This window comes from Verrucosispora sp. TAA-831 (assembly GCF_050780145.1).
In the GTDB taxonomy this organism is placed as follows: Bacteria; Actinomycetota; Actinomycetes; order Mycobacteriales; family Micromonosporaceae; genus Micromonospora.
Genome location: NZ_CP192240.1, coordinates 3,186,049 through 3,200,497, shown reverse-complemented (window position 1 = coordinate 3,200,497; position 14,449 = coordinate 3,186,049). Strand labels below are relative to the sequence as shown.

Genomic DNA, 14,449 nt, shown 5'->3' with positions numbered 1-14,449 from the left:
CATGACCGACCGGACCCGGACCGACACCGGCCACGTCGACGCCCACGTGGACGAGGCGTACCTCGACGCGTGCGCCGACGCGTGGCAGGTGACCGGCGACCTCGCGCAGTCGATCCTGGACACGCTCGACCCCGAGGCGGTGAACCCCACCGACGAGCATCGCCGACACTGCGTCGCCTGGCTCCGCCGTGCCGCCGAACGCCGGACGCTCCCCCGGACCACACCGGTGCTCGACCCGTCGGCGGGTAGCCACGCGCCGACGGTCGACCTGCTGCGCCATGCCGCCGGGGCGTACCCCGGCTTCCTGGACGGCACCTCCTCCGGCCGCAAGATCCTGCTCGCCGGGCCGGGCATGCGGCTGTGGCACGGCTACTTCCAGTCCGACAACCTGCTGTACCGGCCGCTCAACGCCGCCGCCGCAGCGGCGGTCGAGAACACCCTGCGCACCGGTGGCGGCACCCGGATCCTCGAAGTGGGCGCCGGCACCGGCGGGGCGACGGCACACCTGCTGGCGCACTGGCCCGACGACCTGCGCGGCACCTACGACTACACGGTCACCGACATGAGCGCCAGCCTGCTGGTCGGCGCCCGCCGCAGACACAGCGGGAACACCCCGGCCCCGGTACGCCTGGAGTTCCGCCGGTTCGACTTCGACCTCGCCGACGACCAGGGCCTGGCCCCGCACGGCTACGACGTCGTGCTCGCCGTCAACGCGCTGCACATCGCCGCCGACATCCCGTCGACCCTGCGCCACCTCCGGTCGCTGGTCCGGCCCGGCGGTGCGCTGGTGCTCAGCGAGTCGCTCTGCGCCACCGGCGACCACGTGCACCAGGAGTTCATCTTCAACCTGCTGCCGTTGTCGGCCGACGCATGTCGGCGGGGCAGCCGTTTCCATCCGGCAGCCGCCTGGCGGGCGTACTTCGACACCGCCGGGATCGACGCGCAGATCCAGGTCAACAGCGCCGGCCCGGAGCTGGTGATGGTGGCCGTCGCCGCCGGGGCGGGCACGCCGTGAGCGGATCGCGGACGCCGGAGGCTCCCGGTCGCGTACCGGCCGTCGCGGCGGCCACCCCGCGGCCGGTGCGGGTCCTGGTCACCGGGGCGACGGGCTTCCTCGGCAGGTGGGTCACCGAGGCGTTCGCCGCCCTCGGTGACCACGTCACCACCTTCCCGGGTCGGGAACTCGGCGTGGCGGTGGCCGGTCCGGGCCGCGCGTTGCGCCGGGCGGTGGCCGAGGTCGACGCCGTCTGCCATCTCGCCGCCGCCACACCGTTGCAGCCCGGTCGACGGACCACCCGCACCTACGCCCGGTGCAACGTCGACGCGACCCGTCTGCTCCTCGACGCCGTCGCCGGGACCAGCAGGTGCCGGTTCGTGTTCGCGTCGACCGCGATGGTCCGTGGTCTGGGCCCGACCGGACGGCACTCCGAGCGGGCCGCCTACGCCGAGTCGAAGCTGGCCGCCGAGGAACTCGTCGAACGGTACGGCTTCGGTGTCTCGTTGCGGCTCAACGCCCTCGGCGGGCCGCGCACGCCGACCGACCGGGGCATCGTCGCGGCGGCGCTTCGTGCCGCCGACGAGAACCGGCCGTTCGACGTCTACGGCGACGGCTCGTCGGGCCGCGACTACCTGCACGTCCTCGACGCGGCGCGGGCGGTCGTCTGCGCCGCCCGCCGCCCGGTCGCGGGCTACCGGGCCGTCGAGATCGGCAGCGGCCGGCTGTCCACGATCGAGGCCGTCCTCACGACCGTGGAACGCGTCACCCGGCGGCGCGTGCAGCGTCGGCACCTGCCGGAACGCGCCGACGTCGACGACCGTCCCGCCTGCGACCTGCGTCCGGCCCGCGCGGTGCTCGACTGGTCGCCGCGCCGGTCCGCACTCGCCACCCTCGTCGGCGACCAGTGGGCCGAGCAGCAGGAGCCGGGCACCTTCTCGGCGTGTCTCCGGTGGACCCTGGACCCGTCGGGCCGGCCGCTGACCATCGTCACGCCGCGAGCAGGAGGCCGACCATGACGACCACACCCGAGTTCGACCTGATCGTCGTCGGTGCCGGCGTCGCCGGGTTGTCGGCGGCCTTCTACTGGATCACCGACGTCGACCGGGACGCGCGGGTGCTGATCGTCGAGGCCGGTACGCAGCTCGGCGGACCCGCGATCCGGCACACCTTCGACGTCGACGGACGGCGGCTCGTCTCGCCGGGCGGCGCCCAGGAACTCACCTTCCCCTCCGCCTTCGCCCCCGCCGTGCGGTCCGCCCTGGCCACCGTCGGCGTCGACACCGACCGCTTCCACACCGACACGGTGGCGCGGCACTATACCGACCGGGGTGCCGGCGGCCACGGCCTCGCCTTCGCCGCGTCGGTCTGGGGGCGAAGCCACCTGGCCGCCCACGGCCCGTCCGACGCCGTGGACCTCACCGACGCGCCGCTCGCAGCACGGGCCAGAGGGCAGGTCGCGGCGCTGGTCGACGAACCCACCGACTGGCTGGCGGGCCGGACCGATGACGAGAAGCTCGCCGAGCTCCGGCGGCGTAGCTGCGACGAGGTGCTTCGCGACTTCGCCGAACTCGACGAGGACACCCACCGGTTCCTGCGGTACAGCACGTCGGCACAGTCGGGCATGACCTTCGACCAGCATCCCGCCCTGGACGCCGCGCTCATCGGATACCTCGGCCTGGACGGGATCGGGGTCCGCCCCAGCGGCACGCCGTGGGCGGGACTGACCCGGACCGGCGCGAGGTTCTTCCCGCACCTGGACCCACCGATCTTCCGTTTCCCGGACGGCAACGCCACCGTCGCCCGGGCCCTCGCCCACCACCTGGTGCCCGACCTGTTCGACGCCGACACCGTCGACGACCGGCTGACCGCCGAGATGTCCGTCGACGCGCTCGACCGCCCCGACAACCAGGTACGGATCCGGTTGAACGCCACGGCCACCGCGCTGCGTCACGTCGGCCCCGACACGGTCGAGGTCGAGGTCGAGGGGGCCGGGGCGGCCACGATCACGTACCGGGCGCGGGCCGCGATCGTCGCCGCACCCGCCCACACCACGGCGCGGCTCGTCCCGGAACTCGGTCCGGAGCAGCGGGCCACCGCCGCCTGTCTCGGCCGGTACCCGATCGTGTCGGCCTCCGTCGCGTTGCGGAACTGGCGCGCGTGGCAGTCGCTCGGCGTCTCCCGGCTCTCCTGGCCCGGTCACCCCACCTGGCAGATCGCCGGGCTGGAGTTCCCGGTCGCCATCGGCGCCTGCGCACCGTCGCCGTCACCCGACGAGCCGACGACCGCGACCGCGCTCGGCGCGCTCACCGTGGCGGGTACCGCACCCGCCGCTGGCGCGGCCGCCGGCCGGCGACGGCTGTACGCCGCCGGGGCATCCCAGGAGATCGCCACCGAACTGCGGAACCTGCTGGCGGAGGCGCTCGCGCCCGGCGGCTTCGTGGCCGACCGCGACATCGCCGACCTCCGCGTCGAGCTGTGGCCGCACGGCTACGCCCGGTACGCCACCTCGCGTGACCGTCCCGGCGACGGCAGTGCCACGACCGACGCCAGGGGCCGGCTCGCCGACGGTGTCGGACGGATCGCCGTCGCCGGTGTCGACGTCATCGACCATCCCTTCCTCGACGGCGCGATGGAGTCCGCGCATCTCGCCGTCACCCGTCTCGCGAACGGCGCCGACCGCCGATGACGACCCGCGTCCCGCACCACCGCCCAGGGCACCACCGACCACGGAGGAACGACTCGACATGAGGTTGCTGTTCAGCAGTCTGCCGGCCCACGATCACCTGCTGGAACTGATCCCCGTCGCGGAGGCCGCGAAGCGCTGCGGCCACGACGTCGCCATCGCCGTGTCGGGACGCTTCGCCGCCACCGTCGAGGCGCTCGGCATCGAGCACATCACCGCCGGTCCCGACTGGGTCGGCGACTTCCTCGACAGCCTCGACGGTGACGTCCTCCCCGAGGAGATGGAGGACTTCACCCAGAACTTCATGGCCGAGCTGTTCTGCGGAGAGGCGTGTGTCGCGATGGGCGACGACGTCTCCCGGGCGATCGCGGACTGGAATCCCGACATCGTGCTGCGCGACACCGGTGAACTCGGCGGCTACCTCGCCGCCGAACGGGCCGGACTGCCGCACGTCACCGTCGGGGTCCTCGACTTCAACGGCATGATGCTCGGCAAGGGTGTGGTCGCCGCCCTCGACCGCCGCCGCCAGCAGTTCGGACTGCCGCCGGACCCGGACGGCCTGCGGCAGTACGCGTACGGCCACCTCAACATGCTGTCGCCGACCTTCGCGCCGGAGGAACTCGAACTGCCCAACGTGTTCACCGTCCGGGTGGACGGCGTCCGGCGCGGCGAGGTGCTGCCGGAGTGGATCGGCGACCTGGTCGACGACGAGCGACCACTCGTCTACGCCAGCTTCGGTACGGCGGCCTCGACGATCCCCTCGTACGGGCCGCCGCTGGCCAAGGTGATCGCCGGCATGGGCGCGGTCGACGCGAACGTCATCGTCTCCACCGGCAAGGGACTGGACTGGCACGGCAAGGAGATCATCGAAGGGGTCCCGGTGCCGGAGAACGTCCGGGTCGTCGAGTGGGTGCCCCAGGCGCTGCTCATGCGCTCGGTCGACATGCTGCTCACCCACGCCGGCCCGGCCACCGCCCGCCAGGCGATCGTCAACGGCGTACCCGTCGTCGCGGTGCCGCTGCTCTTCGACGCCTTCGAGATCGCCAACCGCTTCACGCAGCACGGCATGGGCGTGCAGTTGGACTGGACGAGCTTCACGCCGGAGGACGTCGCGGCGGCGACGACCACCGTCCTCGGCGATCCGGCGTACCGGCGGGCCGCCCGCCGGTTGCAGGCCCGGACGCTGACGGTGCCGCCGATCGACGACGCGGCGGTCGGCTTCATCGAGCGGGTCCACGCCGAGAACCCGCGCCGATGACCGGCACCGGCGACCGGGTGCGGTCGCGCATCGCGGCCCGGATGGCACTCACCGACGAGCGGCTCGACCGTCGACTCGCGCTGTTCACGCCGGTCGACGCCGCCGCGGGCGACCTCGTCCGGGCGATCAGCCGCGAGTTCGCGGCCGGCTTCAACGACACCCTGCGGGCGTACGATCCGGCGGCGGTGAGCGCTCGGGTGGACGGTATGGCGGACGACTATCTCGCCCCCTTCTATGTCGAGGGCGCCGCGATGGCGCTCGCCGCGGCGGGAACGCTCTATCCGATTCGGGCCCGTACGGCACACCACCGCCTGCTCGCCACGCTGCCCGGCCACCGGTACCTGATATTCGCGGGTTGGGGCTGGTGGTACGCCGTACGGCCGTTCGCCGCGCGCGCGATGAGACGCAGTCCGCTCTGGCGCCAGGACAGCCTGTTCACCGGCCTCGGTGTCGACGGCATGGCGTTCGCGACGTGCTTCCTCAACGCCGCGCCACCGCGTTTCGACGTGCCCTGCCCCTTCCCCGAGGCGGAGTACCGGGCGCTGTGGTCACAGGGCTACGGTCGGGCGCTCTGGTTCGTCGCCGGCGGTCGACCGGAGGTCATCGAGGACCAACGCGCGCGGCTGGCCCCTGCGCTCAGACCGGAGCTGTACGCCGGTCTCGGCCTGGCGACCGCCTTCGCCGGGATGCGCCGGATGCGGCGCATCCCGGCGGCACCGTCGGATCAGGAGAGCGAGCGACGCGCCTTTCTCCAGGGAGTCGCGTTCGGCCTGACCGCACGCCGGGAAGCCTCACCCCGCAGTTTCGCGCGGTTCCTCGACCAGCTCGGCCGGTCCGACGCCGGCTGGGTCACCACGGTCACCGACCGGTGCCTCGCGCCGCCCGAGCGGGACGCCAGCCGCGACGGCGGCTACGTGGCCTGGCAGCATCGGCTGCGCACCGAACTCCCGGTCCCGGAGCGATCGGCATGAGCAGGCCACGGCACGTCTGTGCCATCCGGGACCCGATCCCCGCCTACCGGCAGGGCATCGCGCGGGAACTCGACAACGCCGGCTACGAGACGGCCGAGCCGGGCGACTGCTACGCCTGGATCCGGCGGTTCCGGCGGGCGGCCCACCCCACCGAGTACCGCCTCGCCGTGCTGCTCTCCATCCGCAGCGAGTCCGACGTCGACGTGCTCGCGGCGCTCCGGGCGCACGACGAGCAGGTGGCGCTGCTCGCCCTGCTCGTGGACCCCGCCGCCGACGACTACCGGCGCGCGCTCGACGCCGGGGCCTGGGGTGTCGTCGACTACGCGGCGTCTCCGGACGAGATCGTGGCCGCGCTGGAGGCGACGTGGGCCGGCGCCGTCCGGCTGCCCAGGGCGGTCGCCGTCGACCTGCTCAGTCGGCCCGGTCGGGCCGAGACGGAGCTGTCGGTCGACGAGTCCGACGTGCTGCGCCTGGCGGCGCTGGCCAGCGGATGGAGCGTCGAACGGCTCGCCAGCCACGAGAACTTCTCGACCCGGGCGATGTTCCGACACCTCCAGGAGCTGTACCGCACGCTCGGCGTGTCGAACCGGCACGAGGCCGTGGTGGTCGCCGCCCGGCACGGTCTGCTCGACGGCTCCATGGAGGCCATGCGGGAACGTGCCGCGGACGACGGTCGTCGTGGGTCCGGTACCCGCAACGGCACCGCCACCAGGGCGGTGCTGGCCGACAGCGCACACCGCGTGGACCGGCAGCCCTCGGTCACCGGGTCGGCGGCCCCGAGCCGCCGGTGACGCGGGTCAGGCCGCGGTACGCGCGGCCGGTCGCGGTAGCGGTGTCGTCCTCGACCGCGACTCGCCCGCCACCGCACCGACCAGGCACACCAGCGCGCTGCGCGCCTGCATGTTGACCTGGTGACTGTGCACCAGCATGGCGATCACCTCGCTGACCGGGCACCACCGGAAGCCCGCCGGGGCGTCGTGGTGGTCGACCAACGCGACGAGATGCCGACAGCGACTGTGCAGGAAGCGTCCGCCCTCGTCGGACAGGACCGCGTCGAACAGGACCGCCTCCGCCGGACTGTCGAGCAGGCGGGCCAGCAGCTCCGCCTCCGCGCCGGACCGTGGCGTCTCGCCACCGGCGATCTGCACGGTCGGCCCCAACTCGACGTCGTCGACGAGGCCGGGCTCGGGACAGGCCTGCATGAGCAGGTGGAGTTCACCACCATGGTCGGCGACGGCGAGGCCCACCACGCCCAGCCCGACCGGCCGGATCATCGGTTGGCACCACTGGTCGACCTCACGTCCCGCCGCGTCGACGCTGACCGCGACGACCTCGAAGCCCGTACCGTCGTCGCGGCGGAGCGCGTCCGCGCCGCGTCGCCAGCCCTCAAGGTCCGGCAGGGCGACGCGGACGGAGACCGACGACTGCCGGGCACGCTCGGCCGAGAGCCAGCGGGCCAGCGGCCGTACGTCGCACCGGGCGGCAGCGGCCAGGGTTCGGGGCAGGACCGGCAGCCGCGCCCCGGACAGTGCGAACTCACCGGGCAGCGTCCACGGCGCACAGCCCAGGACGGCCCGGGTGTCGGCGTGCACGAGGTCGTCGTCGTGCAGCAGCGCCAGCAGGTCGGCGAGGTCGATCCAGCGGAAACCCTCCTGCGGCGCGAAGCGTGGGGTCCGGACGATCATCACGCGGTTGCGCTTGCGCCAGAACACGCCACCGTGCTCGGACTGCCGCGAGTCGACGACGACGTCCGCCGTCGCCGGGTCGAAGAGGTCGAGGTACGGGACCGGTCGGCCGCCGTGCACCCGTTCCCGGTTGCTCCGGGTCGCCTGCACGGTCGGCGACAGTTGGATGCCGTTGATGTTGCCGGGTTCGGCCTTCGCCTGGACGAGCGCCGCGTAGCCCCGGTCGGAGCGGGTCACCGCGATCGCCAACAGGCCGATCTCCGGCTGGTCGACCATCGGTTGCATCCACGAGTGGCGGCCGTCCTCGGTCCGCACCCGGTGCCCCCGGACGGCGAAGAACCGACCGCTGCCGTGTGTGAGGGCGGGCTCCTCGGCCCCGGTGTTCCAGCCCGGTACGTCATCGAGGGGAAGCCGGGACGGTCGCGCGTACCGGATGCGGCCCATCGCCTCACGCCAGTGTCGTATCTCGTCGAGCAGCGACGGGTCGGCACGCGACTCGACGAGATGCGACGGGGTGGCCACCCGGCGGTCAGTCAATCCGCACCTCCGGCACGTAACGGATCCACCGACCGCCGCGCTCGACGAACTCCTGTTCCTTGGCGACGATCTCGTCGGCGTGGTTCCAGGCGAAGAGCAGGAAGGTGTCCGGGTAGTCGGCGAGGTCCTGCGGGAACGGCTCGACCGGGATGCCGGAACCGGGAGTCGTCCGGCCCTGCTTCTCCGGTGTGGTGTCGTAGACGACCGGCAGCAGTCCCGGCCCGATGTCGCAGTAGTTCAGCACGGTGGCGCTCTTCGCGGTGGCGGCGTATCCGGCGACGCTGCGGCCGGCCTTCCGCTCGTCCGCCAGTGCGTCCCGGAGCTGCTCGCGGCGGTCGGCGACGCCGGCAGCGAACGCCTGCAGCCGGGACAGTTCGTGTGTCCCGGCACGGTCCTCGGTGGCGATCAGCGCGCCGACGGCGGGCGTGGGGGTACGGCCGCCCCGGGCGAGCGTGTAGCGCAGCTCGCCACCGTGGACGCCGAGGTGCTCGACGTCCACCAGCGCGAACCCGTGCAGCGCGGCGATCCGCGCGACCGAGGTGGCCGAGAAGAGATAAAAGTGCTCGTCGTAGATCTGGTCGAACGAGCCGAGACGCAGCACGTCACCGAGGTAGGGATCCTCGAAGACCACCACGCCGTCGTCGGCCAGCAACGTCTCCAGGCCCGTGAAGACGCCGTGCAGGTCGGGGATGTGGCACATGGTGTTCGCCGCGTAGACGACGTCGGCGGGGCCGAACTCGTCGCGTACCCGGGCGGCGGTGGTGGCGTCGAACCACTCCGCACGCGCGTTGACCCTGCGGGCCACCGCCTCGTCCACCATGTTCGCCGCCGGGTCGATGCCGAGGTGTCGGATGCCGCGTTCGGCGATCGTGGCGAGCATGGTGCCGTCGTTGCTGCCGATCTCGACCACGAAGGGATCCGGTGACTCCAGCCCGGCGACGAGGCGCTCGGCGGTCGCGGCGAAGTGCGACGCCATCCGCCTCGACGACGAGGTGCGGAACGGGTACTCCTCGTGGAACATCCGCTCGACCGGGACCGGATCGGCGAGTTGGACGACGTGGCATCCGTGGCAGACCACGGCCCTGAGGTGAAGCCAGAATTCGTCGGAGGGATCGTCGGGAATGCGGAATGCGTCGGACAGCGGTTGCCGGCCCAGATCCAGGAACTGCGTCACCGCGTCGCCACAGGCTCTGCAAGGCATGTAGCGGATGCTAGGCGCTCGTCAGGGCCGTGGCCTGGCGTCCGGCGTGGATCGCGCGGACCGCGTCGTAACCGTGTCGGCCGGTGTCACGGGTGCGCCATGTTTTCTGGCGCGCCTGTCGGATCGACTGGCGTGATTCACCGGTGCCCGATTCCGCAATGCGCTCCTAGGGTTGCGATTACGAGCGAATCTCGGTCCGGCAGCAATCACACCCGTCAAGACGACTCGCACGAAAGGTCCAATGAGATGATCAAAATCGGTGACATGCTCCTCGAAGAGCTCGACCGGGATCTCCCCAGCGAGATCGCCGACCCGGCCGCCGCCCTGCGGGGCCGCGCCGCCCAGGTGCTCGAGGTCATGACGCCTCGGCGCACCTTCGCCGACGGCAGCCGCGGCTACCACGCGATCGCACAGACCACGATCGAGGTCGTCGCCGGCAAGGACCCCAACGACACGACGATGCCGCGGGAGCGCTTCGAGTTCCCGGAGTCGCCCTGCGTCATCCAGCTCCACGACCCGGTGCTCACGCTCAACGGCGCCCTCCGGCTCGACCTCGAGATCAAGTCCTACCGGGCCGAGGCGACCAGTCAGATCCTGTTCCCCGGGCAGAAGGTGGCCCTCGGCGTCGGGCGGTCGTTCGACGTCAACCTGCCGCCGTCGGTCGGCCGTCTGGAGATCCCGCTCGGGATCGACTTCGCCGCCGGTGAGACGGTGCGCAGCCACCAGATGATCTACCTGGCCGTCGAGACGCCGATGGGTACGCTGCACAACCCGGACGCGGCGCACATGTTCGCGACGGTCAACAAGGTCCCGCCGATCGGCTTCTCCTACTTCCAGGAGGGCCTCGTCCCGATGGCGAACGCCGACAACGAGGTCGTCGCCATCAAGGTGTTCACCGAGACCGCCCTGCGCCGGGTGGTCACGGACTGACCCGTCGCCGGGCAGAGGCTCGCTCGACGCCGCCGCCGCACCCGTCGCCGGGTGCGGCGGCGCTCGCGGTCGGCGGCGGTGGGGCGGGTCCGACCGCTACGGACACTGTCGACAGTGTGGCTTCATCCGGATCGCGACACGCGACTCCGTCGCCCAGCGACAGACCGAAATGTATGAAACGCTGCTAACGTACACCTTCGCCTACCGCCTTGCGCGGCGCAGGAATTGACGAGCAACCAACTGAAGGGACAGCCCCACGTGCCGAACCTGAAGAGTGTCACGGCGGTTCTGCCAGTCTCCGACCACGCCGCTGCCGTCGCCTGGTACAAGCAGTGGATCGGGCGCGACCCCGACGTCGAGCCCCAGGAGGGCGTCGCGGAGTGGCAGATCGCAGAGAACGCCTGGATCCAGGTCTCGCTGGACCCGGAGACCACCGGCCGGACCAACATCGTCGTCGGTGTGGAAGACATCGACGCCCAGGTGGCCAGCCTCGCGAGCGCGGGCGTGCCCGTCGGTGAGATCCAGGACTACGACTTCATCAAGCTGACCGAGATCGTGGACCCGGCCGGCAACAAGGTCAACTTCGTGTGGGAGAACCCGAAGTACGAGCCGCCGGCGGAGTAGGACCGCAGCACGACACCCGTTGACGGGTGTGAATGGTGGTCGGACGTCGTGTCCGGCCGTTTCACCAGGTCGGGGCACCCGGAACTGATCGCACGACGGATCGGGTTCCGGGTGCCCCGCGTGGTTTCCGGGTGATCGGTGTCAGCCCCTTGTGGAGGGTCCGTCGGGTGTGCTGATGTGTGCACGGGGCATTCCAATCCCGACCCCTCACTGGCAGGAGCCGACATGGCAGCAGAAACGTACGGAGATGGCTACGCCGAACTCTTCGACTTCGTCTACGGCGCCGAGGCGCCCGATTCGATGGTGACGACCCTCGCCGACCTGGCCGAGGACGGGCCCGTCCTCGAACTGGGCGTCGGTACCGGCCGGGTCGCGATCCCCCTCGCCGCTCGCGGCCTGGCCGTGACCGGTGTGGACAGTTCGACGGCGATGCTGAAAACCCTGGCCGGCAAGCCCGGCGGCGACTCGGTACGGACCGCGCTCAGCGAACTGCCGCAGATCGCGGTCGACGGCCGGTACCGACTCGTCGCCTGTCTCGACAACACCTTCCTGCTGCTGACCACCCAGGACGCACAGACGCAGTGCGTCCTGAACGCCGCCGAGATGCTGACCGACGACGGTCTGCTGGTGCTGGAGACCTTCGCCCGCGCACCCGGCGACTTCGGGGTGATGCCCGCGCACCTGGGTGAGAACGCCACCGTGCTCTGGGCCTACCAGGTCGACCCGCTGTCGCAGCAGTTCCACATCCGCGAGATCATCTACGGCGAGAACATGATGCGCGTCGTCCCGTTCGACGGCCGTGGGGTATCACCCGCGGAACTCGACCTGATGGCTCGGCTGGCCGGGCTGCGGTTGCGTGAGCGCTGGTGCGACTGGGAGCGGACCCCGGTCGAGTCGGACAGCCCACTGGTCATCTCGGTCTTCGAGCGAGCCGACCAGTGAGCTGACCGGTGGTGTTCACAGCCGGGACAGGACGGCGCGCAGCTCGTCGATCACGCGGGCCTGGTCCGACGCCGCCAGCGTCGGATACATCGGCAACGAGAAGACCTCGTTCGCCAACCGTTCGGTGACCGGCAGCGAGCCGACCCCCTGTCCCAGGTGCGCGAAGCCACTCATGGTGTGCACCGGCCAGGGATAGCTCACGTTCAGCGTGATCCCGGCGGCCTTCATCTGCCGGATGATCTCGTCGCGGGCGGGGTGCCGCACGACGTACAGGTAGTAGACGTGCTCGTTGCCGGGCACCACGGTCGGCAGGCCGAGGTCCGTGTCGGCGAACGCCTCGTCGTAGGTGGCCGCGATCGCGCGCCGGGCCGAGACGTACTGCTCCAACCGCGCCAGCTTGCGGAGCAGGATCTCGGCCTGCACCTCGTCGAGGCGGGCGTTGAACCCGGGCGTCTCGACGACGTAGTAGCGCTCCGCCATGCCGTAGTACCGCAGCCTTCGCAGGGTCGCGTCCACCTGGTCGTCGTCGACGACCACGGCACCCCCGTCCCCGTAGGCGCCGAGCACCTTGGTCGGATAGAAGGAGAACGCCGCCGCGTCACCGAACGACCCGACGATCCGGCCGTCCTGACGGGCCCCGTGGGCCTGGGCGCAGTCCTCCAGGACGGTCAGCCCGAAGTCCTGGGCGACCTGGCGCACCGCCGGCATGTCGACCGCCTGCCCGTACAGGTGCACCGGGAGGATGCAGCGGGTGCGTTCGGTGACGGCGGCGGCCAGGTGCCCGACGTCCATCAGTTGCGTCTCGGGCCGTACGTCGACGAAGGTCGGGGTCGCACCGACGGCGTCGATCGCGACGACCGTGGGGGCGGCCGTGTTCGACACGGTGATCACCTCGTCCCCCGGCCCGACACCGAGGCTGCGCAGCGCCAACACCAGCGCGTTCGTGCCGTTGTCGACGCCGACGCAGTGACTCCGCTGATGCTTCGCGGCGAACGCCGTCTCGAAGGACCGCACGCTCTCCCCGAGCACCAGTTGACCCGATCTGAACACCTTGTCGACAGCTTCGAGCAGCTCGTCGCGTTCCGCCTCGTACTCGGTGAGGTAGCTCCACACGTTGATGCTCATAGCCGACAAGGCTAGTGCGGAGATCCACCCAGGCGCGCGTCGGCGGACACGCATCCGTAACGAATGGGCCTGGCCCGACGCTCTCCACCGGTGTAGACAAGATTCGATCATGCCGTGCGCCGGAACCGGTGGAACGTCGTGGGAGAGGGGGTGCGGTGCGGGGCGAACTGCAACGCATCGTGGACGCGGTCGCCGCCCACGTCGGCCGTCCCGCACTGATCGAGGACCGACGGCAGCGCGTCGTCGTCTACAGCGAGCAGACCGGCCTGATGGACGAGGTCCGCCGGGCCTCGATCCTGCGGCGGCAGACCGCACCGGAGGTCATCGCCTGGCTGCGCGGCCTCGGCATCACCGACGCCCGCCGGGCGGTACGCACCCCGGCCAGCCCGGAACTGGACCTGCTGCCCCGGCTCTGCGTGCCGGTACGCCACCACGACCTGCTGCTCGGCTTCGTCTGGTTCATCGACCCCGACGGCACCATGACCGAGGTCGACCTGGCCGCCACCGGCCTGCTCAAGGAGCTGTCGCTGGCGCTGTACCGGGAGAACCTGCTCGGCGAGTTGGCCGCGCAGAGCGAGACCGAGGCGGCCCGGACCCTGCTGGCGGACAGCCCCGGCACCCGCGACCAGGCGGTGCGGGCGCTGCTGGAGGCCGGGATGATCAATGCTGACGGTCCACGGACCGCGCTGGTCGCCCGACTCGTCGCGCCCGAGGAACGGCAGCCGGACGAGCGGGCCCGCATCGCGCTGGAACAGTCGCTGGTGGCCGCGCGTCGCCGGGCCGGTACGCGGGAGGCGCTGCACCTGGTCCGGCACGACCACGGGGTGCTGCTGCTGCCGGCCGAACCGGCCGCCGGTCGGCCGACACCGGAGGTGGCCGCCCGACAACTCGACGACGACCTGCAACAGGTGACCCGCAGTCTGGGTTCCGTGGAGCGGACCGTGGTCGGGGTGGGCCGGACCAGGCCACGGCTGGCCGACGTGGTCGAGTCGTACGTGGAGGCGCTGCACGCCGCGCGGGTCGGCGCGCAACTGCCGGCGTTGGGTCGGGTGGTCGCCTGGGCCGGGCTGGGCGTCTACCGGGTGTTGGCCCGGCTGGGCGAGCAGCAGCTCACCGTGGCCGACGTCCATCCGGGGCTGGCCCGGCTGGTGTCCACGCCGGGCCACCACACGCTGCTGACCACCCTGGAGCACTACCTGGACCGGGCCGGCAACGCCCACGCCACCGCCGCCGACCTGCGGCTGCACCGGACCACGCTCTACTACCGGTTGCAACGGATCGAGGAGCTGGCCGGCACCGACCTCAAGGACGGCGGCGAACGGCTCTGCCTGCACCTGGCGCTGAAACTGGCCCGACTGGCGGAGCGGCACGGCGGTGCGGAGTGAGCAGTCGGCTCCGACAGGCGTAGCAAGCGGCGGCGGAGATCTCCGACAGGTGACCGATGACCGGGCGGCGAGGCGGTCCATAGGTTCGGCGGAACCCGGGGCGTCCGGTGC

General features: G+C 71.7%; 13 protein-coding genes. 10 read left to right on the top strand and 3 right to left on the bottom strand.

The annotated features are described in order from the left end of the window. Position 1 precedes the first annotated feature (1 nt). The 6 genes from ACQVFL_RS14420 to ACQVFL_RS14395 are packed head-to-tail and all read left to right on the top strand — an operon-like array spanning position 2 to position 6,700. Positions 2 to 1,015 carry a class I SAM-dependent methyltransferase gene (locus tag ACQVFL_RS14420; RefSeq protein WP_431729596.1) on the top strand — a complete coding sequence of 338 codons (1,014 nt, stop codon included), beginning with the start codon at positions 2 to 4 and terminating at the stop codon, positions 1,013 to 1,015. Next, complete coding sequence (locus tag ACQVFL_RS14415; RefSeq protein WP_431729595.1) at positions 1,012 to 2,013, top strand: NAD-dependent epimerase/dehydratase family protein; 1,002 nt, start codon at positions 1,012 to 1,014, stop codon at positions 2,011 to 2,013. The genes ACQVFL_RS14420 and ACQVFL_RS14415 overlap by 4 nt, the downstream gene beginning before the upstream one ends. Next, a complete protein-coding gene (locus ACQVFL_RS14410) occupies positions 2,010 to 3,683 on the top strand; it encodes an NAD(P)-binding protein (protein ID WP_396697689.1) in 1,674 nt (557 codons plus the stop codon). Before ACQVFL_RS14415 ends, ACQVFL_RS14410 begins: the two co-directional genes overlap by 4 nt. Before the next feature lie 58 nt (positions 3,684 to 3,741). Next, positions 3,742 to 4,938: a glycosyltransferase gene (locus ACQVFL_RS14405; RefSeq protein WP_431729594.1), complete on the top strand. Its 1,197-nt coding sequence runs from the start codon at positions 3,742 to 3,744 to the stop codon at positions 4,936 to 4,938. Beyond that, complete coding sequence (locus tag ACQVFL_RS14400; RefSeq protein WP_396697685.1) at positions 4,935 to 5,909, top strand: DUF1702 family protein; 975 nt, start codon at positions 4,935 to 4,937, stop codon at positions 5,907 to 5,909. The genes ACQVFL_RS14405 and ACQVFL_RS14400 overlap by 4 nt, the downstream gene beginning before the upstream one ends. Beyond that, a complete protein-coding gene (locus tag ACQVFL_RS14395) occupies positions 5,906 to 6,700 on the top strand; it encodes a DNA-binding response regulator (protein WP_396697683.1) in 795 nt (264 codons plus the stop codon). The genes ACQVFL_RS14400 and ACQVFL_RS14395 overlap by 4 nt, the downstream gene beginning before the upstream one ends. 6 nt (positions 6,701 to 6,706) lie before the next feature. Here ACQVFL_RS14395 and ACQVFL_RS14390 read toward each other — a convergent pair whose 3' ends face one another. Together ACQVFL_RS14390 and ACQVFL_RS14385 are read right to left on the bottom strand one after the other, a co-directional pair. Continuing rightward, positions 6,707 to 8,131 (bottom strand): NDP-hexose 2,3-dehydratase family protein, encoded by a 1,425-nt coding sequence (locus tag ACQVFL_RS14390; protein ID WP_431729593.1) that lies wholly within the window; start codon positions 8,129 to 8,131, stop codon positions 6,707 to 6,709. Then, a complete protein-coding gene (locus ACQVFL_RS14385) occupies positions 8,124 to 9,332 on the bottom strand; it encodes a class I SAM-dependent methyltransferase (RefSeq protein WP_431729592.1) in 1,209 nt (402 codons plus the stop codon). Before ACQVFL_RS14385 ends, ACQVFL_RS14390 begins: the two co-directional genes overlap by 8 nt. 264 nt (positions 9,333 to 9,596) lie before the next feature. On the opposite strand from ACQVFL_RS14385, the gene ACQVFL_RS14380 reads away from it, so the two are divergent. From ACQVFL_RS14380 to ACQVFL_RS14370, 3 genes are all read left to right on the top strand, one after another. Beyond that, entirely contained in the window at positions 9,597 to 10,262 is a 666-nt protein-coding gene (locus ACQVFL_RS14380; protein WP_396697677.1) for a hypothetical protein, read from the top strand. A 258-nt stretch (positions 10,263 to 10,520) separates the two neighbouring features. After that, positions 10,521 to 10,886 carry a VOC family protein gene (locus ACQVFL_RS14375; protein ID WP_396697675.1) on the top strand — a complete coding sequence of 122 codons (366 nt, stop codon included), beginning with the start codon at positions 10,521 to 10,523 and terminating at the stop codon, positions 10,884 to 10,886. A gap of 225 nt (positions 10,887 to 11,111) precedes the next feature. Further along, entirely contained in the window at positions 11,112 to 11,828 is a 717-nt protein-coding gene (locus ACQVFL_RS14370; RefSeq protein ID WP_431729591.1) for a class I SAM-dependent DNA methyltransferase, read from the top strand. A 15-nt stretch (positions 11,829 to 11,843) separates the two neighbouring features. Here the strand turns inward: ACQVFL_RS14370 and ACQVFL_RS14365 are convergent, their stop codons facing one another. Further along, a complete protein-coding gene (locus ACQVFL_RS14365) occupies positions 11,844 to 12,953 on the bottom strand; it encodes a DegT/DnrJ/EryC1/StrS family aminotransferase (protein WP_396697671.1) in 1,110 nt (369 codons plus the stop codon). Positions 12,954 to 13,108: 155 nt separating this feature from the next. Here ACQVFL_RS14365 and ACQVFL_RS14360 point away from each other — a divergent pair, with 155 nt between their 5' ends. Next, the gene (locus ACQVFL_RS14360) at positions 13,109 to 14,338 is read left to right on the top strand and encodes a PucR family transcriptional regulator (RefSeq protein ID WP_396697669.1); all 1,230 of its coding nucleotides are present in this window, start codon (positions 13,109 to 13,111) and stop codon (positions 14,336 to 14,338) included. Positions 14,339 to 14,449: the final 111 nt, after the last annotated feature.

Excerpts from the sequence above, each read along its gene's own strand:
- ACQVFL_RS14400 (WP_396697685.1), top strand. The coding sequence starts at position 4,935 with ATGACCGGCACCGGCGACCGGGTGCGGTCGCGCATCGCGGCCCGGATG.
- ACQVFL_RS14405 (WP_431729594.1), top strand. The coding sequence starts at position 3,742 with ATGAGGTTGCTGTTCAGCAGTCTGCCGGCCCACGATCACCTGCTGGAA.
- ACQVFL_RS14420 (WP_431729596.1), top strand. The coding sequence starts at position 2 with ATGACCGACCGGACCCGGACCGACACCGGCCACGTCGACGCCCACGTG.
- ACQVFL_RS14385 (WP_431729592.1), bottom strand. The coding sequence starts at position 9,332 with ATGCCTTGCAGAGCCTGTGGCGACGCGGTGACGCAGTTCCTGGATCTG.
- ACQVFL_RS14365 (WP_396697671.1), bottom strand. The coding sequence starts at position 12,953 with ATGAGCATCAACGTGTGGAGCTACCTCACCGAGTACGAGGCGGAACGC.
- ACQVFL_RS14410 (WP_396697689.1), top strand. The coding sequence starts at position 2,010 with ATGACGACCACACCCGAGTTCGACCTGATCGTCGTCGGTGCCGGCGTC.
- ACQVFL_RS14370 (WP_431729591.1), top strand. The coding sequence starts at position 11,112 with ATGGCAGCAGAAACGTACGGAGATGGCTACGCCGAACTCTTCGACTTC.
- ACQVFL_RS14395 (WP_396697683.1), top strand. The coding sequence starts at position 5,906 with ATGAGCAGGCCACGGCACGTCTGTGCCATCCGGGACCCGATCCCCGCC.
- ACQVFL_RS14380 (WP_396697677.1), top strand. The coding sequence starts at position 9,597 with ATGCTCCTCGAAGAGCTCGACCGGGATCTCCCCAGCGAGATCGCCGAC.